This is a genomic window from Acidovorax sp. MR-S7, from assembly GCF_000400995.2.
Lineage (GTDB): Bacteria > Pseudomonadota > Gammaproteobacteria > Burkholderiales > Burkholderiaceae_C > MR-S7.
On record NZ_DF238999.1, the window covers coordinates 148,199 to 174,557 of the forward strand.

Consider the following 26,359-nt stretch of genomic DNA (forward strand, 5'->3'; position numbering starts at 1 on the left):
CAGGCATGACCTTCCATACCGTAGCCAGCCGCGATGTCCCGCGCGACGTGCCCGACAAGAAGTCTTTCAGTGGCGCCTGAAATCCAAGCAAAAACAGCCTTTAGCGCTTATCCATCAAGCGCTGGCAGCTATCTTTTTTGATTTCATCATTGCCAGCCGCCACGCTCGTCACGGTGCCAGCGTGGTCACGGGGAACTGCACGGCGAACGCATTGCCCGCGCCGATGACCAGCATCTCAGGCACGTGGGCTGCCGCACCGGGGACCAGCCGCAGTTGGCAGGAGCCGCCTGCGGGAATGACGTCGCACTGCCCCACCACATTGAACGAGAAGGTGCCGTTGGGCGGAATGGTCACGCCGCTGACCCGCACCGGCCCCGGGTTGGTGATCGTGATGAGCTGGCTTGCGGGGCTTTGCAGCGTCACCGCATTGGGATGATTCAGCGTGGCCAGGTGCGCATTGACGGCCGCGTCCTGGCACAACTGGGTCACTTGCACCGCGCAAGTGGCGTTGTCGAGCAGCACCGTGCCCGTGGTGCAGGCTGGGGTGCCTGGCGGCAGGGGCGGCGGCATCAACTGGCGCGGCACCATGTTGTTGGAGAAGCAGGCGTCTAGTGACGAAGGCGGCGTGATGCCGACGACGCGCAGGGTCACGCCACTTTGGTTGATGACGGGCTTGGGCTGGAAGCCCGTGGGAGGCACGTAGCCGTACTGCGAGACGGGAGCGCCGTCCGCATCGACGCCGACGGCCGGAACCAGCACCGGCTGCCCGTCAACGATGGTGATCCTGAGCGGCGGAATGCCGCTGGGCGCCTGCTGCGCCCAGGCCATCAGCGGATGGCCCGTGAACGCCGCTGCCGCCGCTCCCGCCGTCCCCGCCAGAATCAGGCCGCGCAACAGCACGGAGCGCATTCGCGTTCGCAGGATCCACAGACCCGTGCCCAGCGGCAGGGCGGCGGCCAGCAGCAGGGCCAGCGGGTGGTCGACAGGTACAGGCGTGGCGGCGCTCGCCGGAGCGAAGGTAATGGTTTGCGCGGCGGCATGGCCTGCGCAGAGGGTCAGCGTAACCAACCAGGCCGTGGCGAGTCGGCGGGGAAAGAGTGCGCATGCCATGGGGTGTGTCTATTTGCTCTTGATTTGGTAGCGCGCAGCACAGGCTGCACAAGGGCGTTTTCAAGTCCTAAGCGCCAGAAGGCTTTTTCTCTCTGAAAACCAGCCAACCCAGCAGCGCCGGCAGCAGCAACAGGCCCCATTGCGACAGCGTGGGGATGGCCTGCGCCTGTGAAGGCGCCGCCAGCAGCAGCATGGCGTGCGGGTCCTCGATCACGCCCGTGGCGGTGTTGTTGCCATCGCCCGGGCCGTCGTCGGCCACGCTGAAAGTCACCGTGTCGCCGCTGACCGCACCCAGGGCGAACCAGCCGCCGGGGCCGTGCTTGTACGGCGCCAGGCCTGCCAGGCTGCCCGCCGGGTAGGTGGCGCTGACGGTGACGGTGGCACCCGCGCAGCCCGTGGCGGTGAAGCGCAGCGCGCCCAGCGGCGCCGTGGCGCCCGGCGGCAGCGGCGTGGGCGCAGCAGTGATTTGCAGGCTGCCGGGCGTGATGCTGCAGCCCGCCGGGCCGCTCACGTCCACCGTCACCGGGCCGGGGCCGCCCGTCACAGTGGCGGGGTTGACGGCAAAGCTGATCTGCTGCGGCGCGGCGGCAGCCCATTGCGCATCGCCGGGCTGGGTGGCGGTCAGCGTGCAGTTGCCCGTGCCGCTGAAGCTGACGATGGCGCCTGCCACGCTGCACACGCCGCTGGCGCTGTAGGCCACCGGCAGGGTGGACGTAGCGGTCGCGGCCAGCGCCAGCGTAGTGCCCAGGGTTTGCGCGCCGGGGTCGGCAAAGCCCGTGATGGCCTGCGCTCCCAGCGGTGTGACAGCGCTGGACCCATCGCTGGCCACGCTGTCGCCGAACGCGTTGGTGGCCACGACGGTGAAGGTATAGGCCGTGCCGTTGACCAGCCCCGCCACAGTGCACTGCAGCGGGCCGGGCAGCGCGGGCGCGCAGGTCTTGCTGGCGTCCTGCACGGCGTGCACGGTGTAGGCGGTGATGGGGCTGCCATTGTCGGCGGGTGCGGCCCAGCTCACCGTGGCCTGCGCGTCGCCCGCCACGGCCGTGGGCGCGGCGGGCGCATCCGGTGCGGCGGCCAGGTAGAGCATGGCAGTTTGCTGCACCAGCGATGCCGATCCGTTGCCGTAGCCGCCCGGCGCCAGCCCCTGCGCGCGCACCCACAGGCGCTGGCCGTGCGGCAGGGCCAGGCCGTCCAGCGCCCAGCCGCCGGGCGTGCGCGTGGCGGCGCCCACATCCGTCCAGGCGGATTCGGGCGCGTCTTCCTGCGTGGCGTAGGCCAGGCGCACCTGCGCCACCTCGGGCGCGGTGGCGGCGCGCAGCCAGCGCAGGCCGTCGCGCGTGGGGGTGGCGGCCAGGGTTTGCTGCGGGGCGATGGGCTGGCTCAGGCGCGCAATGGACAGGCGCGGCTGGCCGTTGAAGTCGGAGAACGCCCCGCCCGCCACCACGTGGCCGCCCGGCAGCAGGGCCAGGGCATAGACGTTCAGGTTGGCGGAGGCGCCGAAGTCCAGGTCGCGCGACCCATCGGCGTGGATGCGGCCGATCTTGCCCGCGGCCTGGCCGCCCAGCGCGGTGAACTCTCCGCCCACGATGATCTTGCCGTCCGCCTGCACGGCCAGGCTCCAGACGGCCCAGTCGGCGCCCGCGTCGAAGGCGCTGTCCAGCGTGCCGTCGCTGTTCAGCCGCGCCAGGTAGGGGCGCGCGTTGGGCGGCATGGCCCCGGCGATCTGGCCGAAGTAGCCGCCGACGAGGATCTTGCCGTCCGCCTGCACGGCCAGGGTGGTCACCTGCTGGTTGGGGGCGGGGTTGAAGCTGGCGTCCACGCTGCCGTCGTCCTCCAGCCGCATCAGGTGGAGGGTGAACCAGCCGCCCACCAGCAGCTTGCCATCCGCCTGCACGGCCACGGTCTGCACGGCGTTGCTTGGCACCGGAGGGTTCCAAGCCACGTTGCGCGTGCCGTCGGGTCGCAGGCGCACCAGGCGCACAGAGGTAGCCCCGTTCCAGTTGGAGAACGCGCCCGCCAGCACGATGTCGCCGCCGGGCAGCAGGGCCAGGGCGTAGATGCCGCCATCGGCCCCCGCGCCCAGGTTGGCGGCAAAGGCGGTGTCCACGCTGCCGTCGGGGTTCAGCCGGGCGAGGCCGGGGCCGAGGTCGTTGAAGTTGCCCGCCACCAGCGCCTTGCCGTCGGGCTGCATGGCCAGCGCATAGACAGTGCCGCTGGTGGTGTGGGTAAAACCGGTATCACGCGATCCGTCGGCGTTCAGGCGCGCCAGGCGGCCGGTGAAGTTACCGCCCACCAGCAGCTTGCCATCGGGCTGCGCGGCCAGGGCCAGCGCGGTGTTGTCCAGGCTGGCCGTGGGTGCCACATCCAGCGTGCCGTCGGCATGCAGCCGGGCGGCGCCGGCGCGCGCCGTGCCGTTCACCAGGGTGAAGTTGCCGCCCAGCACGATCTGCCCGCCCGCACCCAGCGCGATGCCCCTCACCATGCTGTTGGCGCTGGCGGCAAAGGCCGTGTCCGGCGCGCCGCTGGCGTGCAGTCGGGCGATGTTGGCGCGCGGCTGGCCGCCCAGGGTGGAGAACAGGCCGCCGACCAGGACTTTTCCGTCGGGCTGCACCGCCAAGGCCCGCACGACGCCGTCGGTGCCGGGGGCGAAGCCCGCGTCCAGCGTGCCGTCGGCATTCAGCCGCGCGACGCTGTTGCGCGGCTGCCCGCCCAGTTGCGTGAACGCGCCGCCCACCATGGCGGCACCGTCCGCCTGTACGGCCAGGGCATGCACGGCGTCGTTTGCGTCTTGCACGAAGCCCGTGTCCAGCGAGCCATCGGCGTTCAGCCGCGCCAAATTGGTGCGGGGCTGGCCACCTACCGTGTCGAACTGGCCGCCCAGCAAAATCTTGCCGCTGGGCAGCACGGCCAGCGCCAGCACCTGAGGGGGGATGCCGGCGGGCGCGCGGGTGAGGCTGGGGGCAAAGGCTGCGTCCAGCGTGCCGTCGGCGTTCAGCCGCGCCAGGGCCGTGCGCGCCACACCGTTGACGGTGTAGATCTGCCCTCCCACGAGGATCTTGCCGTCGGGCTGAACCGCCATCGCCTTCACGACGCCGTGGCCGGTGCCATTGCGCACCTCGGGGTTGAAGGTGCCGTCCACCGTGCCGTCGGCGTTGATGCGCCCGATGCCGGAGTGCGGCAGGCCGCCCACCTGGGCAAAGCCGCCGCCCAGCAGCAGCTTGCCGTCAGCCTGAGCGGCCACGGCCCAGACGGCGGTGTCGGCGGCAGCGGTGAAAGCGGCGTCCAACGTGCCATCGTTGTGCAGCCGCGCCAGGGCCTGGCGGCTCTGACCCGCCACCGTGCTGAAATTGCCGCCCAGCGCGATCTGCCCACTGGGCAGCACGGCCACAGCGCGCACCTCGCCGTTGACGTCGGCGTTGAAGCCTGCGTCCAGGCTTTGCCCATGGGCCAGGCCCGCCAGGGCGCACAGAATGAGGAGCCATGCGCGCAGAAAACGCACGGTTGAAACACACAGCAAGTTCATGCGCCGTTTGTAGAATGCGCCGCACTGGAGGTGGTAGGTTTGGCGTCTCAAGCAGCACATGGCACCGTTGACCTGGCGTCTCCGCTGGAGATCGTGCTGCGCGACGGTGCCGCCGACAGCGCCCGCATCGAAACCCGCAGCACCGACGGCCTGGCCCCGCGCCACGCCCTGCCCTATTGGCGCGACGGCGTGCTGCGCCGCATGGAGCTGCTGGACGCGCCCGCTCATGCCAACGCCAGTGGCCCGCAGCGCTTCCACGCCCGGCTGATCCATGTCGCCGGGCCAGGGGCCGACCTGGTGCAGCACATCTCCGACGCCGTGAGCGCCCGGCGCGACCGCCAGCGCATCCGCCGCGACGGCTGCGACGACGTGAGCATCAGCCTGCTGGCTTCCGCCCGGCCCACGCGCTTGGTGCACCGGGGCGACCACGTGCTGCGCGGCGGCGACGTGTTCGTCACCGACTACGCGCAGCCCATGGAAATCCTGCGCCCCCGGCACCACGACATCAGCCTGATCTGCTCGCGCCAGCGGCTGGAGCAGGCGCTGGGCGGCGACGTGTCCCTGCTCGCCGGGCGGCGCCTGCCCCGGCGCGGGCTGGCGATGCTGCTGGGCTCGCACCTGCGGCTCTTGTCCGCGCAGATGCAGTGGCTCACGCCCCCGCAGCGCGCCGCCGCCGTGCGCGCCGCGGTGGACATGGCCCTGGCCGGACTGCAAACCGAGATGGGCCTGCACCCGCACGACGAGCGCATGGCCACCGGCGGCCTGCACCACGCCGCGCTGCTCGCCATCCACCGCGAATGCCACGACCCTCAGCTCGCGCCCGAGCGTGTGGCCGCGCTGGTGGGCTGCTCCCGCGCCACGCTGTACCGCGTGTTCGCGGCCCAGGGCGGCAGCGTGGCCGCCGCCATCTGGTCCACGCGCATCGAACGGGCCCATGCGCTGCTCACCGGCGGCCAGATGGCCCACCTGCAGATCGCCGAAATCGCCCACCGCTGCGGCTTTGCCGACCCTCCCACCTTCAACCGCATGTTCAAGCGGCGGTACGGCATGACGCCGCTGGAGGCAAGGGATTTACATAAAACAATCCTCTAGCGCTTATCCACCAAGCGCTGACAGCTATCAATAAGGAAGCAATTGCAATGAACGGACAACAACGCGTGGCCATCGTGGTGGCAGGCGGCAGCGGCATGGGCGCCGCTGCGGCGAGGAAGCTGCACGAGGCGGGCTTCGCCCTCGGCATCCTGTCGTCGTCGGGCAAGGGCGAGGCGCTGGCCCGCGAGCTGGGCGGCGTGGGCGTGACCGGCTCCAACCAGAACGTGGCCGACCTGCGCAAGCTGGTGGACGCCGCGATGCAACGCTGGGGCCGCATCGACGTGCTGGTCAACGGCGCGGGCCACGGCCCCAAGGGCAAGCTGCTGGAGATCAGCGACGAGGACTGGATCAAGGGCCTGGAGGTCTACTTCCTCAACGTGGTGCGCGCCACGCGGCTGGTGGCGCCCATCATGCAAAGCCAGGGCGGCGGCGCCATCGTCAACATCTCGTCGGCCTGGGCGTTCGAGCCCGCGGCGCTGTTCCCCACCTCGGCCATGGCGCGCTCCGGGCTGGCGGCGTTCACCAAGATCTTCTGCGACGAGTACGGCCGCCACAACATCCGCATGAACAACGTGCTGCCCGGCTGGATCGACAGCCTGCCGCAGACCGAGGAGCGGCGCCAGTCGGTGCCCCTGCAGCGCTATGGCCGGGCCGACGAGATCGGGGCGACGGTGGCCTTCCTCGCGTCCGACGGCGCGGCCTACATCACGGGGCAGAATATCCGCGTGGATGGCGGGCTGATGCGCAGCGTGTGAGCTGCCATTGCGCCCAGCCCCGGGCGCGCAGCTCGCAGGCCGGGCATGCGCCGCAGCCGTAACCCCAGGGGTACAGCTGCCCGCGCTCGCCGAGGTAGCAGGTGTGCGAATCGCGGCGGATCAGCTCCACCAGCGCATCGCCGCCCAGTTCGTGCGCCAGCGCCCAGGTGGCCGCCTTGTCCAGCCACATCAGCGGCGTTTCCAGCGTCAGCGGGCGGTCTATCCCCAGGCTCAAAGCGACCTGCAGGGCCTTGAGGGTGTTGTCGCGGCAGTCGGGGTAGCCCGAGTAATCGGTCTGCGACATGCCGCCCACCAGCACATCCAGCCCGCGCCGATAGGCGAGCGCGGCGGCCAGTGTGAAGAACAGCAGGTTGCGCCCCGGCACGAAGGTGTTGGGCAGGCCGTCAGCCTGCATGGCGATTGCCACGTCGTCGGTCATGGCACTCGTGCCCAGCTGGCCGAGCACGTCCACGGTCAGCAGGTGGTCGTCGCCCAACTGCCCCGGCCACGCCATGCCCAGCAGCCCCTCCCGCAGCCGGGCGCGGCAGTCCAGCTCGACGCGGTGGCGCTGGCCGTAGTCAAAGCCCAATGTCTCCACATGCGCATAGCGCTTCAGCGCCCAGGCCAGGCAGGTGGCAGAGTCCTGCCCTCCGGAGAACAGGACGAGCGCGCGCCGGGTCACGCCGCTGCGGGTGCAGGCGTGCGCATGGCACGCACGATGGCAGCCAGCATCACGCCATAGGCGGGTACGAACAGCAGCAGGCTCACGGCCAGCTTGATGACGTAGTCCACCACGGCGATCTCGCCCCAGTTCGCGGCCATGAACGGGTCGGTGCTGCGCCAGAAGGCGATGGAGAAGAACGCGGCCGTGTCCAGCGCCTGGCCGAACACCGAGGCCGCCGCGGGCGCCAGCCACCAGGCGCGGCTTTGCTGGCGGATGCGGTCGAACACCTGGATGTCGAGCAACTGCCCCAGCACGTAGGCCGCGAAGCTGGCGAACGCGATGCGGAAGACGAAGGTATTGAAGTCGCTCAAGGAGCCCCAGCCGTTGAAGCGCCCTTCGTGGAACAGCACGCCCACGACATAGGACGCCACCAGCGCCGGCAGCATGGCGCGCGTGATGACGCGCCGCGCGGGCTGCTTGCCGATCAGCCGCACCGTGAGGTCGGTCGCCAGGAAGATGAACGGGAAGCTGAACGCGCCCCAGGTGCTGTGGAAGCCCAGCAGGTTGATCGGCAACTGCACGAGGTAGTTGCTGGCGATGACGATGGCGATGTGGAACGCCACCAGGAGGGAGAGGTAGAGCGGCACGCGTGAGGGCGGCGCCTGAACGGGCGTCATGGCTGTCCTTTTTGAATGGAGCCTTTGCAGCACCTGGAGCGGAAAGCACGCGCTGCGGATCGGGATAGGCTGCTAGGCGCAAACCGCAGCCATAGCCGTAGCTATGGCGAGGATTTGCAACGACGCAGACCGCCCGAGTCCGCAATGTGTGCGGCGCCACAGGTGTTGCAGAGGTTCCTCATGGGGGCGAGGGAACCCATGGATTGGCGAAAGGTGCGGATTGTACGCCCCCGCTGCACTCGCCCTCCAGCCCGCCTTCCGGCTTGATGCAAGTCATGACAAAGCGATCGCCGCGTGCCCGTCGGCCCGCTCCCGTCCCACAATGGTCGCATGCGTTCTTCGAAAGGTTCCGAATGACTGCGACCCCTCCCACCGCCGCGGCGCCGCCCGCTCCCTCCTTCACCCGGCGCGCGGGCCTGTGGGCAGCCATCGCCGTGCTGCTCGCCGTGTCGTTCATGCCGCCGCTGCCGGGCCTGCCCCACGCGGGGCAGGTGATGCTGGGCATCCTGGCGTTCGCGGTGATTCTCTGGATGACCGAGGCGCTGGACTACGCCGTCTCGGCCGTGGTGATCGGCGCGCTGATGATCGTGCTGCTGGCCCTCAGCCCCGCGCCCGGCCAGGAGGCCGCGGGCACGGTGATGGGCACCCGCGCCGCCCTGCCCTACGCGCTCTCGGGCTTCAGCAACAGCGCGGTGGTGCTGGTGGCGGCGGCGTGCTTCATCGCCTCGGCCATGACGGCCACGCAGCTCGACCGGCGCATCGCGCTGCAGGTGCTGGCCCACGTGCCCGCGCGGGCCAAGCACGTGGCCATGGGCGCCATTCTCGTGGGCTTCCTGCTCTCGTTCATCGTGCCCAGCGCCACGGCGCGCGTGGCCTGCCTCATGCCCATCATGCTGGGCTTCCTCACCGCCTTCGGCGCCGACCGGCGCAGCAAGTTCGCGGCGCTGGTGGTCATCACCGCCGCGCAGACGGCCAGCGTGTGGAACGTGGGCATCAAGACCGCCGCCGCGCAGAACATGGTGGCCGTGGGCTTCATCGAGAAGCAGTTCGGCCAGACCATCACCTGGGGCGAGTGGTTCGTGGCCGGCGCGCCGTTCTCGGCCGTGCTCACGGTGCTGCTCTACTTCATCATGACGCGCATGCTCAGGCCCGAGATGGACTACATCGCGGGCGGGCGCGAAGCCATCCGCCAGCAGCTCGACGCCCTGGGCCCGACCACGCCCAAGCAGTGGAAGCTGCTGGCCATCACCGTGGTGCTGCTGGGCTTCTGGGCCACCGAGGGCGTGCTGCACGACGTGGATACCACCTCCTCCACCATCGTGGCGATCGCGCTGATGCTGGTGCCGCGCATCGGCGTCATGGACTGGAAGGAGTCGCAGAAGGGCTTCCCCTGGGGCACGGTGCTGCTGTTCGCGGTGGGCATCGCCATGGGCTCGGCCCTGCTCAAGACCGAGGCCGCGCCCTGGCTGGCACGCCTGATCGTCGAACACCTCGGACTGGCCAACGCCACGGCCTTTGCCATCTTCATGCTGCTGTCGCTGTTCCTGATCGTGATCCACCTGGGCTTCGCCAGCGCCACGGGGCTGGCCTCGACCATGATCCCGATCATCATCAGCGTGCTGCAGGCGGTGCAGACGCCGGGCATCAACCCCATCGGCATGACGATGCTGCTGCAGTTCGTGGTGAGCTTCGGCTTCATCCTGCCGGTGAACTCGCCCCAGGGCATGCTGGCCTACGGCACGGACACGTTCGACATCAAGGACTACATCCGCACCGGCCTCGTGCTCACCGCGGCGGCCACGGCGCTGCTGGTGGTGTTCGCTCTGACCTACTGGCCGTGGATGGGCTACATGACGCTGCCCGCCGCGGGCTGATCCGGCAGCCGGCCGCGGCCGGCTGTCACACAATGCGCGCGCCAGCCGTCTTATGGGCATGCGCATGACAACGCTCTCCTCCCCCGCCATCCCGCCGGACCCGCACACCGCCGTCTTCCAGCAGCACCGCCCGCGCCTGGCCGGCGTGGCCTACCGCATGCTGGGCAGCCGCGCCGATGCCGACGACGTGCTGCAGGACGCCTGGCTGCGCTGGCAGGCCACGCCGGCCGAACGCGTGCACACGGCCGAGGCCTGGCTGGTGACCACCGTCACGCGGCTGTGCCTGGACCGCCTGCGCGCCGCGCGCACCGAGCGCGCGGCCTACGACGGCCCCTGGCTGCCCGAGCCCTGGATCGCGCCCGACGCGGCGCCGCCCGCCGACGCGCGCGCCGAGCTGGCCAGCGACCTGTCGGTGGCGCTGCTGGTGGTGCTGGAGCGCCTCACGCCCGACGAGCGCGCGGCCTTCCTGCTGCACGACGTGTTCGACAGCGACTACGCCGAGGTGGCCACCGTGCTGGGCAGGAGCGAGGCCGCGTGCCGCCAGCTCGTGCACCGCGCGCGCACCCAGGTGCGCCAGCGCAAGGCCCGCTTCACGGCCACGCCCGAGGCGGCGCGCGCGCTCATCGCGCGCTTCGTGCAGGCCATGCGCACGCAGGACCATGCCGCCCTGCTGGCCCTCTTCGCCGAGGACGCGCAATGGACCGCCGACGGCGGCGGCAAGGTGCGCGCGGCCAGCAAGGTGCTGCGCGGCCCGCGCGCGCTCGCGCGCCTGGCCGCGGCCGTGTGGCGCGTGTACCTGCACGGCCACCAGATCGAGCCCATGCAGGTCAACGGCGCGCCGGGCCTGCTGCTGCGCGACGCGGGCGGCGTGCGCTCGGTGATGGCCTTCGAGACCGACGGCGTGCGCATCCGCGCCGTGTACTCGGTGCTCAACCCCGACAAGCTGCGCGGCCTGTAAGGCGCGCACTCACCGGCCGCGCACGCAGCCCGGCCCCCTTTTTTTTCACCCCCAGGAGAACACCATGTCCCATGCCCAGCGCATCGACCTGCCGCGCCACCACGCCGCGGCCTACGCGGCCATGTACGGCCTGCAGAAGCACGTGAACGCCGGCAGCCTGCCGGTGCAGCTGCACGAACTCGTGAAGATGCGCGCCTCGCAGATCAACGGCTGCGCCTTCTGCCTCGACCTGCACGCCCGCGTGGCGCGCGAGCACGGCGAGAGCGACCGGCGCCTGCACCTGCTCAACGCCTGGCGCGAGAGCGGCGCGTTCGACGCGCGCGAGTGCGCGGCCCTGGCCTGGACCGAGGCGCTCACGCGCGTGGAGCAGTCGCAGGTGCCCGACAGCGTGTACGACGAAGTGCGCGCGCAGTTCACCGAGGCGGAGATCGTCGAGCTGTCGCTGGCCATCGTCGCCATCAACGGCTGGAACCGGCTGATGGTGGCCTTCCGCACGCCGCCGGGCGGACACACGCCAGGCTGATTCTTTCAGCCAAATCGGGCTGCAGCGCTTGCTGGGCAAGCGCGGGCAGCTCTCATTTTTGGTGCGCCTACCAGGGCGCGCCCGCGAAGCGCTGCACCAGGAAGTCCAGCAGCGCGCGCACCGCCGGGGCCAGGTGGCGGCGCGACGGGTACAGCGCGTACACCGTGAGCTGCGGCGGCGCCCAGCCGGGCAGCAGCGCCTCCAGCGCGCCCGCCTGCAGCAGCGGCCGCACCAGGTAGGTGGGCTGCAGCGCGATGCCCGCGCCGGCCTGCGCCGCCGCCATCAGCACCACGGCGTCGTTGGCCGTGAAGCGCGTGGGCACGCTCACCGCCTGCGCGCCGGCCTGCGCGTGGGTGAAGCGCCATTCGCTGCGGCCGAAGTTGGCGTGGCCCAGGCAGCGGTGCGCCGCCAGGTCGGCCGGCTGCGCCGGGCGCCCCATGCGCGCCAGGTAGGCGGGCGCGGCCACCAGCACCGATTCGCACTCGGCCAGCGGCCGCGCGATCAGGGCCGGGTCGGGGTCGGCGCTGATGCGGATAGCCAGGTCGATGCGCTCGGCCACCAAGTTCACCGCGCCCTCGCTCACGTTCAGGTCCACGTGGAGCTGCGGGTGCAGCGCCAGGAAGTCGCCCAGCGCCGCCGCAAGCTGCGCGTAGCCGAAGGACATGCTGCAGGTCAGCCGCAGCTGCCCGCGCAGCGCGCCGCCGGCGGGGGCGGTGGCTTCCTCCACCTCCTGGGCAATGGCCAGCATCTGCAGGCAGCGGCGCAGGCACTGCTCGCCCGCGTCGGTCAGCGTCACGCGGCGCGTGGTGCGCTGCAGCAGGCGCGCGCCCAGCCACTGCTCCATGGCGGCCACGTAGCGCGTGACCATGGCGCGCGACAGGGCCAGGCGCTCGCTGGTGGCGGTGAAGCTGCCGGTCTGCGCCACATCGGCGAAGACGCGCATGGCGGTGAGGCGGTCCATGGTATTTGCGCGAATCAAGAAACAATCAAGCACATTCTGAGCCGTTTATCTGTTTCGTTTCAAGCAATAAAGTCCTGTCCATCGTTTTTTTCAACCGGACTTCTCCATGACTTTGCGCACCACCCTGCTCTCCACCACGCTCGCCCTGGCCTTCGGCGCCGCCCACGCCGCCGGGCCGCTGCGGCTCACGGTCTACAACGCCGACGCGAACAGCTTCCACGTCAACTCCGTGCTGCTGAGCGGCGAGAAGGAGGCGCTGGTGATCGACACCGGCTTCACGCGCGCCGACGCCTACCGCATCGCCGCCAACGTGCTCGACAGCGGCAAGACGCTTACCACCATCCTGGTGAGCAACGCCGACCCCGACTACTACTTCGGCGCCGAGACGCTCCAGGCCCTGTTCCCGCAGGCCAAGGTGGTGGCCACGCCCGCCGTGCGCGAGAAGATCCAGGCCAAGATGGCCGGCAAGCTCGCGTTCTGGGGCCCCAAGATGGGCGTGAACGCCCCCGCGCGGCCGGTGCTGCCCGAGGCCCTGGCGGGCACCACGCTCACCGTGGACGGCCAGGCCGTGGAGCTGCGCGGCACCACCGGGCCGCTGGCGCACCGCCCGTACGTGTGGGTGCCGTCGCTGCACGCCATCGTGGGCAACGTGGCGCTGTTCGGCAACATGCACGTGTGGACGGCCGACACGCAAAAGCCCGCCGAGCGCCAGGCCTGGATCGCCCAGCTCGACGACATGAAGGCCCTGCAGCCGCGCGTGGTGGTGCCGGGCCACATGGCCGCCGGCACGGCGACCGACGCCGGGGTGATCGACTTCACGCGCGGCTACCTGGTCAGGTTCGAGGCGGCGCTGCAGCAGTCGCAAGACAGCGCGGGCGTCATCCAGGCCCTGCGCGCGGCCTACCCGCAGCTGGGCGAAAGCGCCTCGCTCGACCTGGGCGCCAAGGTGAACAAGGGCGAGATGGCCTGGTGATTCCTTGAGCGTTTCAGGGCTCCAGCGCTTTCTGGGCAAGCGCTGGCAGCTATGAAAACAGGAGCCCTACCCGGCCCCGCCGGCCCAGGCCAGCACGCGCAGCCAGCGCGGGCGCCAGGCCAGCGCCAGGCCCACCGCCAGCGCGGCGAAGGCCAGGGCCATGACCCACACCAGCGAGGCCATCGACGCATGGTCCACCGCCAGGCACAGGCCCAGCGCGCCGAGCAGGCCCAGCGTGCCCAGCGCACGCAGGCGCATCGTCTGGGCGGGGCGGGGCGCGTCGGCGCCGCGCACCTGCTCCCAATGCACGTCCATGGCCAGGGCCAGCCAGCCCATGCCCGCCACGGCGCAGGCCACGGCGGCGGTCAGCAGCAGTGCGTCATGCATGGGCAGCCTCCGCTGCGGCCAGGCCGGGGGCGGCGGGCGCAGCCTGTGCGCGCTGCCTGAGCCGGCGCGCGGCCCACGCGGCCAGGGCGCCGCCCGCCAGGATGAACAGGTCCACGCCCGCCACCGGCCAGTAGCCCGCGCCCAGGGTCTTGAGCAGGTGGTCGCCGGTGGTCACCCAGTTGAGCAGCACGGCGGTCACGGCCATGGCGGCCACGGCCCAGCACTGCTCGTGCCACGCCGGGTTCTGGCGGCCCTGCGCCACCGGAGCGCTGCGCACGAAGGCATGTGCCATGGCCGCCACCCAGCCGGCCCAGAACAGGTACTGCTCCATGTCGCCCCTGTTCTGCAAGCCCCGCGGCCAGCCAGCGGGCAACACGTCGGGCAGCAGCCGGTTGGCGATCAGGAGGGTGAGCGAGGCCAGCAGCATGCCGGTGACGGTGGTCACGGCCAGCGCATCGACCACGCGCGCGCCCTGGCTGCCCTGCCTGGCATGCTGCTTCTTGCGCTTTTCCACGAAGAAGATGAAGCCCGTGGCGATGCACACGCAGCCCATCAGCCCGCCCAGCACGTACAGCCAGCGCAGCAGCCAGTGGCGGAAGTGCTGCAGGTGCAGGCCGGTGAGGAAGGTGTTGACGCTGTCCACCGCGGTGGGCGGCGGGTCCTCGCGCAGCACCTCGCCGGTGCTGGCCTGGAAGTGGATGCCGTCGCCCACCAGCGCGATGCGGTCGGTGCCCGCGCGGTAGATGCTGACGTAGCCGTTGGCATCGCCCACGTGCTGCAACCCCAGGAAGCCCACCTCGCCCGCCATGCCCCTGGCGGCCCAGCGGCGCTGGGCCTCGGCCACCATGGCGTCCACCGAGGCCAGCGGCGCGGCCACGCCGGCACGGTCGTGCGGCAGGCCGGTTTCCTCGGCTTCGAGCTTTTCGTGCAGCTCGTGCAGCGGCTCCAGCTGGGTGTGCGACACCGGGAAGTAGATGCCCGCGAAGATCACCAGCCCGGTGAAGGCGAAGAAGAAGTGGAACGGCAGCGCCAGCACGCCGGTCATGTTGTGCAGGTCGAGCGTGCTGCGCTGCGCGGCCTTCTTCGGGCGGAAGGTGAAGAACTCGCGGAAGATCTTACGGTGCATGACCACGCCGCTGACCAGCGCCGCCAGCATCACCAGCGCCGCGAAGCCCACGATCCAGGTGCCCAGGCCCGCCCAGCGCAGGTTCAGGCTGTAGTGCAGCGGGTAGAAGAACTGGCTGCCGATCTTGAGCCGGTCGTCCGGCAGCGCCGCGCCGCTGCGCGGGTCGATGGTGCGGTTGCCCCAGACGCCCTGCTCCGGGTCCTTGGCGTTGGGCACCTCGTAGCCCGCGAACAGGCCCAGCACCGGGTCGCGGTGCGTGGTGTAGGCGCCCCAGCGGCGCACAGTGTCGAAACGCTCGGGCAGCGCGCCGTTGACGCGGTCGCGCATGAAGTCCAGGCTCTGCTTACTGGGCTGCATGTCCTCGAACACCGGCCGCAGCAGCTTGTCGAACGAGGGCATGGGCTGCGGCGCGAAGCGCGACTGCGGAATCGCCCAGCGGTCGATCTCGCGGTCGAACACCGACAGCGCGCCGAAGAAGAAGCAGGCCATGAGCACGAAGCCCAGCGCCAGACCGAACCAGGTGTGCAGCCAGGCCATGGCCAGGCGGAAATTCGGGAACATCGCGGCCTCCTTCACGCCAGCACGCCTTGCAGCACCGAGGCTGCCGCCGCCATGAACGCGCCGCCGCCCGCGAGCACGATCCACACGCGGGCCAGGCTGCGGGCCGCGAAGGCCCACAGGAAAGCCGTCAGGTACACCAGCATGCCCAGGATGCTGACGAGGTGCTCGGCGTCGTGGAAAGGCATGCCCAGCGCGAACAGGCCGGACATCCCCAGGGCGATGAAGCCCCAGGTGAAGGCGTAGCCGCCCAGCACGGCGGCGGCGATGCGCAGCGCGGCGTGCAGGCGGGGGCGGGTGGCGAGGCTGGCGGTCATGCGGGCAAACAGAAAATGAGAACTGTTTGCATTATCGCGGACATGAGGATCGCATGCCAAATCGCCCTCCAGCGCTTTCCCAGCAAGCGCAGGAAGCTATCAAAAGGAAAGCGGCCGGCGGCCTACACCACCACCGGCTCCGGTTCCAGCCGGATGCCGAAGCGCTCGTACACGCTGGTCTGGATGGCCTTGGCCAGCGTCATGACCTCGCCGCCGGTCACGCTGTCGCTGCGCGTGCCGCGGTTGACCAGCACCAGCGCCTGCTTCTCGTAGACGCCGGCCTTGCCCACCGTCTTGCCCTTCCAGCCACAGGCGTCGATGAGCCAGCCCGCGGCCAGCTTGATGGTGCCGTCCGGCAGCGGATAGTGCACGACCTTGGGGTCGCGCGCGATGATGTCCTGGCACTGCTCGGGCGTCACCGTGGGGTTCTTAAAGAAGCTGCCGGCGTTGCCCACCACGGCCGGGTCGGGCAGCTTGGCGCGGCGGATCTCGCACACCCAGTCGAAGATCTGCCGGGCCGTGGGGTGCTCGGTGCCGGCTTCCGCGCGTTTCCTCTCCAGGTCGAGGTAGCCCAGCTCGGGGCGCCATTCCTTGGACAGCCACAGGCGTACGCGGGTGATGACCGCGCGCCCGGCCAGGCCCATGCCGCGCGGCAAGCCGCTGCCCTCGTGCGGCGCCTGCGGCGCCGCGTGCTTGAAGACCGAGTCGCGGTAGCCGAAGGCGCACTGCGCCGCGTCGAGCGTGAAGGCGCGGCCCGTGGCCAGGTCGATCGCGTCGAGCGAATGGAAGCGGTCCTGCAGCTCCACGCCGTAGGCGCCGATGTTCTGCACGGGCGCCGCGCCCACGGTGCCGGGGATCAGCGCCATGTTCTCCAGGCCGGGGTAGCCCTGCGCCAGCGTCCAGGCCACGGCCTCGTGCCAGACCTCGCCGGCGCCGGCCTCGACGACCCAGCCCCGGTCGGTTTCCTCCAGCAGGCGCAGGCCCTTGATCTCCATCTTGAGCACCACGGGCTTGACGTCGCCCGTCAGCACGATGTTGCTGCCCCCGCCCAGCACGAACAGGGGCTGGCGGACCAGCCGGTGGTCGGCCAGCACGTCGTGCACGTCCTGCTCCGAGCGCACGCGCACCAGCGTGTGGGCGCGCGCGGCGATGCCGAAGGTGTTGCTGTGCTGCAGGGAGACGTTTTTCTCGACTAACATCGGCCGGATTGTCGCACCCCGCCTTCGCGGAGCGCGGGTTTGTACCGAGTAGCCGAGAGTTCCGCCATGCCGTCTTTTGATACCGTCTGTGAAGCCAACTTCGTCGAAGTGAAGAACGCCGTGGAGAACACCGCCAAGGAGATCGGCACGCGCTTCGACTTCAAGGGCACCTCCGCCGCCGTGGAGCTGAAGGACAAGGAAATCACCCTGTTCGGCGACGCCGAGTTCCAGCTGCAGCAGGTCGAGGAAATCCTGCGGGGCAAGCTCACCAAGCGCAGCGTGGACGTGCGCTTCCTCGACGTGCAAAAGCCCCAGAAGATCGGCGGCGACAAGCTCAAGCAGCTGGTGAAGGTCAAGAACGGCATCGACAGCGAGCAGGCCAAGAAGATCCAGAAGCTCATCAAGGAAAGCAAGCTCAAGCTGCAGGCCGCCATCCAGGAGGACAAGGTGCGCGTCACCGGCGCCAAGCGCGACGACCTGCAGGCCGCCATGGCGCTGATCCGCAAGGAAGTGGCCGACCTGCCGCTGACCTTCGACAACTTCCGCGACTAGCGCCCGGCGGGTTCCATGCGCGCGCCCTTCCTCGCCGCAATGCTCTCGCTGGCAGCGATGGCGGCGCATGCGCAGAACGTGGCGCTGGCGGGCATCCTGGGCAGCAAGGCGCTGCTGGTGGTCGATGGCGGCACGCCGCGCGCCGTCGCGGCGGGCGAGGCGCACCAGGGCGTGCGCGTGGTCTCCGTGAGCCAGGGCGAGGCGGTGGTGGACGTGGACGGCGGCCGCCGCACGCTGCGCCTGGGCGAGGCGCCGGTGAGCGTGGCCACGCCGGGCGCGGGCCAGCGCCTGGTGCTCAAGGCCGATGCGCGCGGGCACTTCGTCAACACCGGATTCATCAACGGGCGCGTCATGCAGTACATGGTGGACACCGGCGCCTCCACGGTCGCCATCGGCCTGCCCGAAGCGCAGCGCATGGGCCTGAAGGCCGAGAACGGCCAGCCCGTGCTCATGAGCACCGCCAACGGCACGGCCCAGGGCTGGCGCGTGCGGCTCGACTCCGTGCGCGCCGGCACGCTGGAGCTGCGCGGCGTGGACGCCATCGTCACGCCACAGCCCATGCCCTACGTGCTGCTGGGCAACAGCTTCCTGCGCGCCTTCGAGATGAGCCGCGCTGGCGACGAGATGGTGCTGCAGCAACGCCCCTGAAAACCATGTCCGCCCTGCCCCAGCCCCATGGCGCCGAGCCGCCCGACAGCGAATACGAGGACCTGCTCGGCCAGTGGTCGGACCTGGAGTCGGCCCTGTCCATGCTGCTGGCGCGGCCTGCGCAGGCGCAGGACTTCACGGCCAAGGTGCGCCAGTGCGACCGCTGGCTGCAGGACCTGGTGGCGCACGACATCGACGCCGCGCTGTACCTCATGTTCCAGCTCGCCACCACCTCCACGGTGGGCTACAGCGCCTCACACGCGCTGGTCTGCGGCACGCTGTGCCACATCCTGGCGCAGGAGCTGGCGCTGCCGCCGCACGAGCGCGACAGCCTGGTGCGCGCGGCGTTCACCATGAACATCGGCATGACGGCGCTGCAGGACGAACTGGCCGCGCAGCGCGAGCCGCTCACGGCGCAGCAGCAGCAGGACGTGGCCCGCCATCCGCAGGCCGGCATGGACATGCTGGAGGAGCTGCATGTCACCGACGATCTCTGGCTGGACGTGGTGGCGCAGCACCACGCGCCGCTGCCCGAGAGCGCGCCGCTCGCCTCCCTGCCCGCGCAGGAGCGGCTCAACCGCATCCTCGGCACCATCGACCGCTACGCCGCCATGATCAGCCCGCGCAAGTCGCGCGCGGGCAAGAGCGCCACCGACTCGGTGCGCGCCATCGTGGGCCAGGACGACGAGCAGCGTGACGAAGTGAGCCTCACGCTGGTGCGCACCGTGGGCCTGTGCCCGCCCGGCACCTTCGTGCGCCTGGACAACGGCGAAACCGCCGTGGTGCTGCGCCGGAGCGAGAAAGCCAACTTTCCGCTGGTGGCCAGCCTGCTCGACGCCAAGGGCGAAGCGCTGGGCACCCCGGCGCTCTACCACACGGTGCGCGGCCGGCCGCGCATCCAGTCGGCGCTGGCGCGTTCGGCGGTCACGGTGGAACTGAGCCACCGCACCATGGTGCGCATCGGCCTGTATGCCGCGCACCGCGCAAACACGCTCTAGGCCCTAGGCCTTTTTCCTGGCGCCCAGGCGCGACTCCTTGCCCTGCATCAGCCGCTTGATGTTCTCCTTGTGCCGCCAGGCCAGCAGGCCGGACATCACGGCGATGGCCAGGCCCACGCGCGCATCGGTGTACCAGGCCACGCCGCCGCCGAGCACGTAGAAGAACGGCGCGAACACGGCCGCCACCAGCGAGGCCAGCGACGAGTAGCGGAAGAACACGGCGATGATGACCCAGGTGAGCAGCGTGGCCAGCCCCAGCCAGCCGCTGATGCCCAGCAGCACGCCCAGCGCCGTCGCCACGCCCTTGCCGCCCTGGAAGCGGAAGAACACCGGCCACAGGTGGCCCAGGAAGGCGGCCAGGCCCACCAGGGCCATCGTGCCCTCCTCCAGCCCGTAGGGTGCGCCGAACCAGCGCACCAGCGCCACCGGCAGCCAGCCCTTGGCCGCGTCGAACAGCAGCGTGACGGCCGCGGCCGCCTTGGAGCCGGATCGCAGCACGTTGGTGGCGCCGGGATTCTTGCTGCCGTAGGTGCGCGGATCGGACAGCCCCATCACGCGGCTCACGATAACGGCGAACGACAGGGAGCCCAGCAGGTAGGCGGCCACGGTGGCGAGAAGGGAATACACGGCGGTCAAGGCAGATCCTCGGTTGTTCTTTTGCGGCGGCCTATTCTGCCAGCGCGCACTGCACCGGCCGCGCTCCCAGCAGCCGCACGCACGCCTGCGGATCGAGCTGCACCAGGAAGCCCCGCCGCCCGCCGTTGATGGCGATGCGAGGCAGCTGCAGGATGCTCTCCTCGATGAACACCGGCATCTGCTTGCGCGTGCCGAAGGGCGAAGTGCCGCCCACCAGGTAGCCGCTGTGGCGGTTGGCCACCTCGGGCTTGCAGGGCTCCACGCTCTTGGCGCCGATCTGCCGCGCGAGGTTCTTGGTGGAGACCTTGCAGTCGCCGTGCATGAGCACGATGAGCGGCTTGGCGTCCTGGTCCTGCATCACCAGCGTCTTGACCACCGTGTGCTCGTCGAGCCCGAGCTGCCGCGCGGACTCCCCCGTGCCGCCATGCTCCACATAGTCGTAAGGGTGCTCGCTGAACTCCACGCCGTGGGCGCGCAGCATCTGCGTGGCGGGGGTTTCGCTGACGTGCGCAGTCTTGTCTTTCTTTGCCATTCTTCAAAAACAATAGCTGCCCGCGCTGGATGGACGGGCGCTAGAGCCTATTTTTTCCCTTCGACTCACTGCGCCGGATCGCGCATCTCCCAGCGCACCGCGTCGATCGCGGCCAGCAGTTCGGGCGAGAGCTTCGTGCTCCAGGCGTCGAGGTCTTCGTCCAATTGCGCGAGCGAGGTCACGCCGATGATGGTGCTGGCCACGCGCCAGTTCTGGTAACAGAAGGCCAGCGCCATCTGCGTGGGCGACAGGCCGTGGTCGCGCGCGAGCTGGTTATAGCGGCGCGCGGCAGCCAGCGCCTCGGGGCGGCCCCAGCGCTGCTTGCGCACCGATTCGTAGCGCGCGATGCGCGCCTCCTGCGGCGCGCCGGGGTCGGTGGGCGCGTGCCGGTCGTACTTGCCGGTGAGCAGGCCGAAGCCCACGGGCGAATAGGCCAGCAGCGAGACATTCAAGCGGTGGCAGGTTTCGTCCATCGCGTTTTCCCAGCTGCGGTTGAGCAGGCAGTACGGATTCTGCACCGCAGCGACGCGCGGCAGGCCGTGGGCTTCGGCCAGGCGCACGAACTCGTGCACGCCGTAGGGCGTCTCGTTCGAGAGGCCGACATAGCGCACCTTGCCCGCCTTCACCAGGCCGGCCAGCGCCTCCAGCTGCTCGCGGATCGGCGTGGTGCTGACTTCCTTGGCCGGGTCGTAGTAGAGGTTGCCGAACGCGGGCACGTGCCGCTCGGGCCAGTGGATCTGGTAGAGGTCGATCACGTCGGTCTGCAGGCGCCGCAGGCTAGCGTCGCACGAGGCCGCGATGTCGGCCGCCGTCATCCCTTTGCCTTCGCGGATCCACGGCATGCCGCGCGAGGGGCCGGCCACCTTGGTGGCGAGCACGATCCGCGCGCGCATGCCGGGGCGCGCGCTGAGCCACCGGCCGATGATGGTTTCGGTGGCGCCATAGGTCTCGGCGCGTGCGGGCACGGCGTACATCTCGGCCGTGTCGAGGAAGTTCACGCCGCGCTCCACGGCGCGGTCGAGGATGGCGTGGGCGTGCGGCTCATCGACTTGCTCGCCGAAGGTCATGGTGCCCAGGCAGATGGGGGAAACGTGCAGATCGCTTTGGCCGAGGGGGACGGTATTCATGCGCGCGAGTGTACGGATTCGGCACATCGCGCGCTCATCGCGTCACGGCAGTCCCCACACGCCGCGCAGCACAGACAGCGCTGCGACGGTGGCCGGGTCGTGCTCGGCCGCGCGCGGGTAGATGAAGCCGAGCTGCGCGCCCACGCGGGCATGGGGCCAGACCACGACCTCGCCCTGCTCGCTGGCGGGCAGGGCTACGTCCTCGCGCAGCAGGGCCAGGCCCACGCCCGCGCGCACCAGGGGCAGCGCGGGCTCGTCGGATTCGATCACCTGGCGCGGCGCGAGGCCCTGGCGCGCGAACACGTCCTTGAGCAGCGTCTGCACGTGGTGCTGCGCGGGCGCGCCGATCCATGGCAGGGCCGCGATGTCGCGCCAGCCCGCGTGCAGCAGCTGCGCGCGCAGGGCCGCGGGGCCGGCGATGCGGTAGTGCTGCGTCTGCAGCGCCAGGCCCGCCACCTCGCGCGGGATGTGCGGGCCGATGTAGAACGTGGCCTGCAGCAGGCCGGCCGCCACCTGCTCGCGCAGCTCCTCGGCCGCGCCGCCGCGCGTCTTGATCTCCAGCAGCGGCAGCGTGCGCACCAGGCCGCCGAGCAGCGAGCCCAGACGCAGGGCATCCGGGTCGGCCACGGTGCCGATGGCGAAGCTGCCCGTCACTTCGCCCTGCAGCTCGCGCGCGCGGCCTTGCAGGCGGCCCGCGGCGGTGAGCACCTCCTCGGCCTCGGCCAGCAGCGCCTCGCCCGCGCGCGTGAGGCTGATGCGGCCCGGGCGGCGGTCGAACAGGGCCACGCCCAGCTCTTCCTCCAGCGCCTTGATCTGCGCGGTGATCGCAGGTTGCGTGAGGTGCAGCGCCTCGGCCGTGCGCGTCACGTTGCCGAGCTTGGCGGCGGTGACGAAGGCGCGTACCTGGTAGATCTCCATGCCGCCGAGCGTAACGCGCTCAACGGTCGAGGTAGCGCAGCTGCGTGGGCTCTACCCCTAAGCGCACCTGCGCGCCGGGCGGGAACATGGCGATGCCCGCGTAGTGCGGCTGGTCGGTGACCAGCGCCACCTCGCCCACGCGCACGCGGTAGCGCGAGAACTCGCCGAGGAATTCGGCGCTCTCCACCTGTCCGTCGAGCCACACGCGCGAGGCGTCGCCCTGCTCGTCGCGCACGCAGATGCTCACCTGGTGCGGCCGGAAGGCAAGCGCCGCCGCGCCGACGGCCGGGGGCTCGGCCGGGCGCGGCAGCGTGAGCGGCCCCAGGCCGCGCGCGTGGAAGGTGAGCGTCTCGCCCGAGAGCGCCGTGACCTCGCCCTCCAGCAGGTTGGCCGTGCCCACGAAGCCCGCCACGAAGCGGTTCTGCGGAAAGTCGTACAGCCCGGCAGCGGAGCCCACCTGTTGCAGGATGCCCTTATCGAGCACCGCCATGCGGTCGGCCGTGGTCATGGCCTCCTCCTGGTCGTGGGTGACGAAGATGGTGGTCAGGCCCAGCTTGCGCTGGAGGTTCTTCAGCTCCTCGCGCATCTGCACACGCAGTTGCTTGTCGAGGTTGGAGAGGGGCTCGTCCAGCAGCAGCAGCTTGGGCTCGATGACGATGGTGCGTGCCAGCGCCACGCGCTGCTGCTGCCCGCCCGAGAGCTGCGCCGGGCGGCGCTGCGCATAGTCGGACAGGCCGACCAGCTCCAGCGCCGCGCCCACCTTGCGGCGGATGGCGTCCTTCGTCTCGCGCCGCTCCACCAGGCCGAAGGCCACGTTGTCCCACACCGTCATGTGCGGCCACAGCGCGTAGTTCTGGAACACCATGCCCACGTTGCGCGCGTGCGGGGGCACGCCGGTGATGTCCTGCCCGTCGATCAGCAGCTCGCCGCTCTGGTGGCGGTTGAAGCCCGCGATGAGCCGCAGCAGCGTGGACTTGCCCGAGCCCGAGGGGCCGAGCAGCGCGAAGAACTCGCCCGGCTCGATCTTCAGGTTCACGTCGCGCAGCACCGGCGTGGCGCCGTAGGCCAGGCTGATGTGCCGGCATTCGAGGGATGCCTTGTTCATGGTTTCATTCCTTCGAGGACGATGCCACGGTGGAGCGCGAACGCTCCACGAAGCGGTGCGAGAAATACGTGCCCAGGCCCACCACCACCACGGCCAGCACGCCCAGGGCGGCCCCCGGACCGCGGCCCGCGATGCTCTGCATGTAGAGGTAGATGCCGTAGCTCATCGGCGCCTGCCTTTCGCTGGAGGTCAGCAGCAGCGTAGCCGACAGCTCCACCGCCGCCGTGATGAAGCTGGTGACGAAGCCCGCCAGGATGCCGCCCGCCATCAGCGGCACCATCACGCGCCGGATGGTGGACATGCGCGTGGCGCCCAGGCTCTGCGCCGCCTCCTCCAGCGAAACGTGCACCTGCTGCAAAGCAGCCATGCACGAGCGCAGCGCATACGGCAGGCGCCGCACCGCATAGGCCAGCATGATGAGCACCCAGGTACCGACCAGCGGCGTATCGGTGAACGGCAAGTTGACGCCCTTGAACAGGCGCAGGTAGCCGATGGCCAGCACCAGCCCCGGGATCGCCAGCGCCGCCGAGGCCAGGTAGTCCAGCCACTGCCGCGCGGGCAGTTGCGTGCGCAGGATCAGGTAGGCGATGGCGGTGCCGATCACCACGTCCAGCCCGGCGGCCAGCACGCAGTAGAGCAGCGTGTTGCCGATCATGCCGCCTGCATCGCTGAACACGGTGGCGTAGTGCTCCAGCGTGTAGGCGTCGGGCAGCACCGAGAAGCTCCAGACCTTGGAGAACGACATCAGCAGGATGCCGATGTGCGGCGCCAGCGTGACGGCCAGCACGAACAGGATCCAGCCGTAGGCCAGCACCGACTCCCAGGCGGAAAGGCGGCGCTTCTGCAGCGCGTTGCCGCCCTTTTGCATGGTGGCGTAGTCCTTGCCCTTCATGACGCGCGCGGCCAGCCACAGCGCGAGGATGGAGAACACGATCATGATCACGCTGATCACGTAGCCCAGCGGGTCCTCGATGCCCATGGACGTGATGCGCAGGTAGGCCTGCGGCGCGAGCATGTTGGTCACGCCCATGACCAGCGGCGTGCCCAGGTCGTCGAACACCTTCACGAACACCAGCGCCGCGCCGGCGAGGTAGCCCGGCATGGCCAGCGGGAAGATCACGCGCCGAAAGAGCCGCCAGCCCCGCGCCCCCAGGTTCAGGGCCGACTCCTCCATCGCCCCGTCGATGTTGCGCATGGCCGCCACGAGGTTCAGCAGGATGAACGGGAAGTAGTGGATGCTCTCCACGAAGGTCACGCCCACGAGGCCGTCCATGATGGGAATGGTGAAGCCGAACCAGTCGTTCAGCAGCAGGTTCACCGACCCGCTGCGCCCGAAGATGAGCTGCAGCGCCACGGCGCCCACGAAGGGCGGCATGATGAGCGGCAGCACGCCCAGCGTCTGGATCAGGAGCGCGCCGCGGAACTCGAAGCGCACCGTGAGGTAAGCCAGCGGCACCGCGATCAGGCTGGCGAAGAACACGCTGGCCAGCGACACGATGAGGCTGTTGAAGAACGACTCGCGGAACACCCCCTGGCCGAAGAAGTTGCCGAAGTGCCCGAGCGTGAGCCCCCCCGCCTCGTTGACGAAGGCCGTGTAGATCACCGTGCCCACGGGCACGATCAGAAAGCACAGCAGAAAGGCCAGGATCAGCCCGAAGGCGATCCACGGCCCCGGCCCGGCCAGGCCGGGCCACGCCAGGCCGCGCCGCGCCAGGCCTGGCCGCGTGGTGGTTGCCTGCATGGCCTGCGCTTACCTGGCGAGGCCGCGCGCTTCGTCGGCCAGCTGGCGTGCGCGCTCGTAGTTGGCGCGTGCCTTGTCGGCCCACATCTGCTCCATGCCGGTGAGCTGCTTGGAGACGGCGACGTCGCGGCGGCTCTTGCGGAACAGCTCCAGGAACTCCTCGTTCTTCACGTTGGCCTCGCCCACCAGCGGCGTGTACGCCAGGCTGCGCGCCTGCGCCAGCAGCTCGCTGCCCTTGGCGTTGGGCTTGGCCTTGAGGGCCTTGGCCGCCTCGTGGATGGACTTGGTGGCGGCCTGCAGTTCCTTGAGGCGGAAAGTCACCATCTGGTCGAACAGGCTGATGACCACCGGGTAGCGCGACTCGGACAGCTGCGAGTCGAACTGCACCTTGGCGCGCGCGGCCACTTCCTGCGGCACGGGGTAGCCCGCGGGCGCCTTGAGCATGCTGTAGGGCAGGATCGGCAGGCGGCTGATCTTCGGGTCGAACAGCAGCTGCTGGCCCGGCGCGGACATGGTGAAGGCCATGAACTTCTTGGCCTCGTCAGCGTTCTTGGCGCCGGCGATCAGCGCGATGTTGGCGGGCACCACGGCCGTCATGGCCGGATAGGCGAAGTCCACGGGGAAGCCCGAGTACTTGCCCGCGAGGCCGAAGAAGTCGATCACGATGCCGATGCCGTACTGGCCGTTGTTCACGCCATCGGGCACGGCGAAGCTGCGGTCGGTGACGGCGGCGGCGTTGCCCATCATCTGCAGCATCTGGCCCCAGCCCTTCTCCCAGCCCTCGCCCTGCAGGATGGTCTCCACCGTGAGCTGCGTGGTGCCCGAACGCGAGGGCGAGGAGATCGCCACGTGGCCGAAGTATTCGGGCCGGGTGAGGTCGCTCCACTCCTTGGGGGCCGGCAGCCTGTGCGCCTGCAGGTAGCGCGTGTTCCACATCATCCCGTAGCCCGCCAGCGCCTGGCCGTAGTACATGCCCTGCGGGTCGTTGAGCGGGTAGTTGCCGATCTTCGCGGGCGCGCTCTTGTTCACCGTCTCGGGCGCGGGCTGCAGCAGCTTGTAGCGCGAGAGCACCTCGAACGCATCGGGCGCGCTGGCCCACATCACGTCGGGCCGCTGGCCCTCGGGCAGCTCGCGCACGTAGGCCACGGACGCGGTGGTGTTCTTGTTCAGGATCTCGATCTTGATGCCGGGGTTGGCTGCCTCGAACGCCTTTTGGTAGGCCGTCGTGAGTTCCTTGGGGAACGAGGTCAGCACCGTGACCGTGCCCGCCTGCGCGCCGATGCAGGCAGCGGCCAGGGCGGCCGCCACAGTCGCCTTGAAAGGGCTGCGTTGCATGGTTGTCTCCTTGTCGTAGTAGGTGTGGCTTGCCACTGTAGGGCTCTGGCGGAGCGCCTGCCAATCATTG

General features: G+C 70.2%; 25 protein-coding genes. 9 read left to right on the plus strand and 16 right to left on the minus strand.

The genetic code is table 11. The features are described 5' to 3' along the window. Positions 1-168 precede the first annotated feature (168 nt). Positions 169-1,110 carry a midcut-by-XrtH protein gene (locus AVS7_RS21735; RefSeq protein WP_024002068.1) on the minus strand — a complete coding sequence of 314 codons (942 nt, stop codon included), beginning with the start codon at positions 1,108-1,110 and terminating at the stop codon, positions 169-171. Positions 1,111-1,177: 67 nt separating this feature from the next. Continuing rightward, complete coding sequence (locus AVS7_RS21740) at positions 1,178-4,633, minus strand: IPTL-CTERM sorting domain-containing protein (RefSeq protein ID WP_024002069.1); 3,456 nt, start codon at positions 4,631-4,633, stop codon at positions 1,178-1,180. A gap of 39 nt (positions 4,634-4,672) precedes the next feature. Here AVS7_RS21740 and AVS7_RS24785 point away from each other — a divergent pair, with 39 nt between their 5' ends. Both AVS7_RS24785 and AVS7_RS21750 read left to right on the plus strand, forming a co-directional pair. Beyond that, on the plus strand, positions 4,673-5,725 hold the full coding sequence (locus tag AVS7_RS24785) for an AraC family transcriptional regulator (RefSeq protein WP_024002070.1): 1,053 nt from the start codon (positions 4,673-4,675) through the stop codon (positions 5,723-5,725). A gap of 47 nt (positions 5,726-5,772) precedes the next feature. Continuing rightward, positions 5,773-6,480, plus strand: coding sequence for an SDR family oxidoreductase (locus tag AVS7_RS21750; protein WP_020230158.1), 708 nt, complete (start codon positions 5,773-5,775; stop codon positions 6,478-6,480). Here the strand turns inward: AVS7_RS21750 and queC are convergent. Together queC and AVS7_RS21760 are read right to left on the minus strand one after the other, a co-directional pair. Next, positions 6,431-7,162, minus strand: a complete 732-nt coding sequence (gene queC / locus AVS7_RS21755) for a 7-cyano-7-deazaguanine synthase QueC (RefSeq protein WP_020230159.1) — start codon at positions 7,160-7,162, stop codon at positions 6,431-6,433. The genes AVS7_RS21750 and queC overlap by 50 nt on opposite strands. Beyond that, on the minus strand, positions 7,159-7,821 hold the full coding sequence (locus tag AVS7_RS21760; protein ID WP_020230160.1) for a 7-cyano-7-deazaguanine/7-aminomethyl-7-deazaguanine transporter: 663 nt from the start codon (positions 7,819-7,821) through the stop codon (positions 7,159-7,161). The genes queC and AVS7_RS21760 overlap by 4 nt, the downstream gene beginning before the upstream one ends. Before the next feature lie 353 nt (positions 7,822-8,174). Here AVS7_RS21760 and AVS7_RS21765 point away from each other — a divergent pair, with 353 nt between their 5' ends. The 3 genes from AVS7_RS21765 to AVS7_RS21775 all read left to right on the plus strand — a co-directional run bounded on the left by AVS7_RS21765 (position 8,175) and on the right by AVS7_RS21775 (position 11,176). Further along, the gene (locus AVS7_RS21765) at positions 8,175-9,695 is read left to right on the plus strand and encodes a DASS family sodium-coupled anion symporter (protein ID WP_020230161.1); all 1,521 of its coding nucleotides are present in this window, start codon (positions 8,175-8,177) and stop codon (positions 9,693-9,695) included. A 64-nt stretch (positions 9,696-9,759) separates the two neighbouring features. Continuing rightward, the gene (gene sigJ, locus AVS7_RS21770; RefSeq protein ID WP_034691401.1) at positions 9,760-10,653 is read left to right on the plus strand and encodes an RNA polymerase sigma factor SigJ; all 894 of its coding nucleotides are present in this window, start codon (positions 9,760-9,762) and stop codon (positions 10,651-10,653) included. Between the two features lie 64 nt (positions 10,654-10,717). Then, complete coding sequence (locus AVS7_RS21775; RefSeq protein ID WP_020230163.1) at positions 10,718-11,176, plus strand: carboxymuconolactone decarboxylase family protein; 459 nt, start codon at positions 10,718-10,720, stop codon at positions 11,174-11,176. 67 nt (positions 11,177-11,243) lie between these two features. Here AVS7_RS21775 and AVS7_RS21780 read toward each other — a convergent pair whose 3' ends face one another. Continuing rightward, complete coding sequence (locus tag AVS7_RS21780) at positions 11,244-12,137, minus strand: LysR family transcriptional regulator (protein ID WP_020230164.1); 894 nt, start codon at positions 12,135-12,137, stop codon at positions 11,244-11,246. Between the two features lie 106 nt (positions 12,138-12,243). On the opposite strand from AVS7_RS21780, the gene AVS7_RS21785 reads away from it, so the two are divergent. Further along, entirely contained in the window at positions 12,244-13,110 is an 867-nt protein-coding gene (locus tag AVS7_RS21785) for an MBL fold metallo-hydrolase (RefSeq protein ID WP_024002071.1), read from the plus strand. A 66-nt stretch (positions 13,111-13,176) separates the two neighbouring features. On the opposite strand, the gene AVS7_RS21790 is transcribed toward AVS7_RS21785, so the two are convergent. The 4 genes from AVS7_RS21790 to murB all read right to left on the minus strand — a co-directional run bounded on the left by AVS7_RS21790 (position 13,177) and on the right by murB (position 16,697). Continuing rightward, complete coding sequence (locus tag AVS7_RS21790; protein ID WP_020230166.1) at positions 13,177-13,497, minus strand: DUF3325 family protein; 321 nt, start codon at positions 13,495-13,497, stop codon at positions 13,177-13,179. Further along, the gene (locus AVS7_RS21795; protein WP_020230167.1) at positions 13,490-15,184 is read right to left on the minus strand and encodes a PepSY domain-containing protein; all 1,695 of its coding nucleotides are present in this window, start codon (positions 15,182-15,184) and stop codon (positions 13,490-13,492) included. Before AVS7_RS21795 ends, AVS7_RS21790 begins: the two co-directional genes overlap by 8 nt. Before the next feature lie 11 nt (positions 15,185-15,195). Continuing rightward, positions 15,196-15,498: a hypothetical protein gene (locus tag AVS7_RS21800; RefSeq protein ID WP_020230168.1), complete on the minus strand. Its 303-nt coding sequence runs from the start codon at positions 15,496-15,498 to the stop codon at positions 15,196-15,198. A 122-nt stretch (positions 15,499-15,620) separates the two neighbouring features. Continuing rightward, positions 15,621-16,697, minus strand: coding sequence for a UDP-N-acetylmuramate dehydrogenase (gene murB, locus AVS7_RS21805; protein WP_020230169.1), 1,077 nt, complete (start codon positions 16,695-16,697; stop codon positions 15,621-15,623). Positions 16,698-16,763: 66 nt separating this feature from the next. On the opposite strand from murB, the gene AVS7_RS21810 reads away from it, so the two are divergent. From AVS7_RS21810 to AVS7_RS21820, 3 genes are read left to right on the plus strand one after another with little or no spacing between them, the layout of a single operon-like run. Beyond that, entirely contained in the window at positions 16,764-17,249 is a 486-nt protein-coding gene (locus tag AVS7_RS21810) for a YajQ family cyclic di-GMP-binding protein (protein WP_024002072.1), read from the plus strand. A gap of 15 nt (positions 17,250-17,264) precedes the next feature. Next, the gene (locus tag AVS7_RS21815; protein WP_024002074.1) at positions 17,265-17,897 is read left to right on the plus strand and encodes a TIGR02281 family clan AA aspartic protease; all 633 of its coding nucleotides are present in this window, start codon (positions 17,265-17,267) and stop codon (positions 17,895-17,897) included. A gap of 5 nt (positions 17,898-17,902) precedes the next feature. Beyond that, positions 17,903-18,895: an HD-GYP domain-containing protein gene (locus AVS7_RS21820; protein ID WP_020230172.1), complete on the plus strand. Its 993-nt coding sequence runs from the start codon at positions 17,903-17,905 to the stop codon at positions 18,893-18,895. A gap of 3 nt (positions 18,896-18,898) precedes the next feature. On the opposite strand, the gene plsY is transcribed toward AVS7_RS21820, so the two are convergent. From plsY to AVS7_RS21855, 7 genes are all read right to left on the minus strand, one after another. Next, positions 18,899-19,531, minus strand: a complete 633-nt coding sequence (gene plsY / locus AVS7_RS21825; protein WP_020230173.1) for a glycerol-3-phosphate 1-O-acyltransferase PlsY — start codon at positions 19,529-19,531, stop codon at positions 18,899-18,901. Between the two features lie 31 nt (positions 19,532-19,562). Then, the gene (gene ybaK, locus AVS7_RS21830; protein WP_020230174.1) at positions 19,563-20,063 is read right to left on the minus strand and encodes a Cys-tRNA(Pro) deacylase; all 501 of its coding nucleotides are present in this window, start codon (positions 20,061-20,063) and stop codon (positions 19,563-19,565) included. A gap of 65 nt (positions 20,064-20,128) precedes the next feature. After that, entirely contained in the window at positions 20,129-21,190 is a 1,062-nt protein-coding gene (locus tag AVS7_RS21835) for an aldo/keto reductase (RefSeq protein ID WP_020230175.1), read from the minus strand. 42 nt (positions 21,191-21,232) lie between these two features. Further along, positions 21,233-22,108: a LysR family transcriptional regulator gene (locus tag AVS7_RS21840; protein ID WP_020230176.1), complete on the minus strand. Its 876-nt coding sequence runs from the start codon at positions 22,106-22,108 to the stop codon at positions 21,233-21,235. 19 nt (positions 22,109-22,127) lie between these two features. Then, the gene (locus AVS7_RS21845; RefSeq protein WP_020230177.1) at positions 22,128-23,213 is read right to left on the minus strand and encodes an ABC transporter ATP-binding protein; all 1,086 of its coding nucleotides are present in this window, start codon (positions 23,211-23,213) and stop codon (positions 22,128-22,130) included. Between the two features lie 4 nt (positions 23,214-23,217). Continuing rightward, entirely contained in the window at positions 23,218-24,954 is a 1,737-nt protein-coding gene (locus tag AVS7_RS21850) for an iron ABC transporter permease (protein WP_020230178.1), read from the minus strand. A gap of 9 nt (positions 24,955-24,963) precedes the next feature. Continuing rightward, complete coding sequence (locus AVS7_RS21855; protein WP_020230179.1) at positions 24,964-26,289, minus strand: ABC transporter substrate-binding protein; 1,326 nt, start codon at positions 26,287-26,289, stop codon at positions 24,964-24,966. Between the last annotated feature and the right edge of the window lie 70 nt (positions 26,290-26,359).

What these genes read in the sequence shown, in the direction of transcription:
- murB (WP_020230169.1), bottom strand. Translation starts at nt 16,697, where the DNA reads ATGTTAGTCGAGAAAAACGTCTCCCTGCAGCACAGCAACACCTTCGGC.
- AVS7_RS21790 (WP_020230166.1), bottom strand. Translation starts at nt 13,497, where the DNA reads ATGCATGACGCACTGCTGCTGACCGCCGCCGTGGCCTGCGCCGTGGCG.
- AVS7_RS21815 (WP_024002074.1), top strand. Translation starts at nt 17,265, where the DNA reads ATGCGCGCGCCCTTCCTCGCCGCAATGCTCTCGCTGGCAGCGATGGCG.
- AVS7_RS21760 (WP_020230160.1), bottom strand. Translation starts at nt 7,821, where the DNA reads ATGACGCCCGTTCAGGCGCCGCCCTCACGCGTGCCGCTCTACCTCTCC.
- AVS7_RS21800 (WP_020230168.1), bottom strand. Translation starts at nt 15,498, where the DNA reads ATGACCGCCAGCCTCGCCACCCGCCCCCGCCTGCACGCCGCGCTGCGC.
- AVS7_RS21795 (WP_020230167.1), bottom strand. Translation starts at nt 15,184, where the DNA reads ATGTTCCCGAATTTCCGCCTGGCCATGGCCTGGCTGCACACCTGGTTC.
- AVS7_RS21845 (WP_020230177.1), bottom strand. Translation starts at nt 23,213, where the DNA reads ATGAACAAGGCATCCCTCGAATGCCGGCACATCAGCCTGGCCTACGGC.
- AVS7_RS21765 (WP_020230161.1), top strand. Translation starts at nt 8,175, where the DNA reads ATGACTGCGACCCCTCCCACCGCCGCGGCGCCGCCCGCTCCCTCCTTC.
- AVS7_RS21810 (WP_024002072.1), top strand. Translation starts at nt 16,764, where the DNA reads ATGCCGTCTTTTGATACCGTCTGTGAAGCCAACTTCGTCGAAGTGAAG.
- AVS7_RS21840 (WP_020230176.1), bottom strand. Translation starts at nt 22,108, where the DNA reads ATGGAGATCTACCAGGTACGCGCCTTCGTCACCGCCGCCAAGCTCGGC.
- AVS7_RS21735 (WP_024002068.1), bottom strand. Translation starts at nt 1,110, where the DNA reads ATGGCATGCGCACTCTTTCCCCGCCGACTCGCCACGGCCTGGTTGGTT.
- AVS7_RS21785 (WP_024002071.1), top strand. Translation starts at nt 12,244, where the DNA reads ATGACTTTGCGCACCACCCTGCTCTCCACCACGCTCGCCCTGGCCTTC.
- AVS7_RS21850 (WP_020230178.1), bottom strand. Translation starts at nt 24,954, where the DNA reads ATGCAGGCAACCACCACGCGGCCAGGCCTGGCGCGGCGCGGCCTGGCG.
- AVS7_RS21820 (WP_020230172.1), top strand. Translation starts at nt 17,903, where the DNA reads ATGTCCGCCCTGCCCCAGCCCCATGGCGCCGAGCCGCCCGACAGCGAA.
- AVS7_RS21835 (WP_020230175.1), bottom strand. Translation starts at nt 21,190, where the DNA reads ATGAATACCGTCCCCCTCGGCCAAAGCGATCTGCACGTTTCCCCCATC.
- AVS7_RS21780 (WP_020230164.1), bottom strand. Translation starts at nt 12,137, where the DNA reads ATGGACCGCCTCACCGCCATGCGCGTCTTCGCCGATGTGGCGCAGACC.
- AVS7_RS21855 (WP_020230179.1), bottom strand. Translation starts at nt 26,289, where the DNA reads ATGCAACGCAGCCCTTTCAAGGCGACTGTGGCGGCCGCCCTGGCCGCT.
- AVS7_RS21750 (WP_020230158.1), top strand. Translation starts at nt 5,773, where the DNA reads ATGAACGGACAACAACGCGTGGCCATCGTGGTGGCAGGCGGCAGCGGC.
- sigJ (WP_034691401.1), top strand. Translation starts at nt 9,760, where the DNA reads ATGACAACGCTCTCCTCCCCCGCCATCCCGCCGGACCCGCACACCGCC.
- AVS7_RS21775 (WP_020230163.1), top strand. Translation starts at nt 10,718, where the DNA reads ATGTCCCATGCCCAGCGCATCGACCTGCCGCGCCACCACGCCGCGGCC.
- ybaK (WP_020230174.1), bottom strand. Translation starts at nt 20,063, where the DNA reads ATGGCAAAGAAAGACAAGACTGCGCACGTCAGCGAAACCCCCGCCACG.
- AVS7_RS21740 (WP_024002069.1), bottom strand. Translation starts at nt 4,633, where the DNA reads ATGAACTTGCTGTGTGTTTCAACCGTGCGTTTTCTGCGCGCATGGCTC.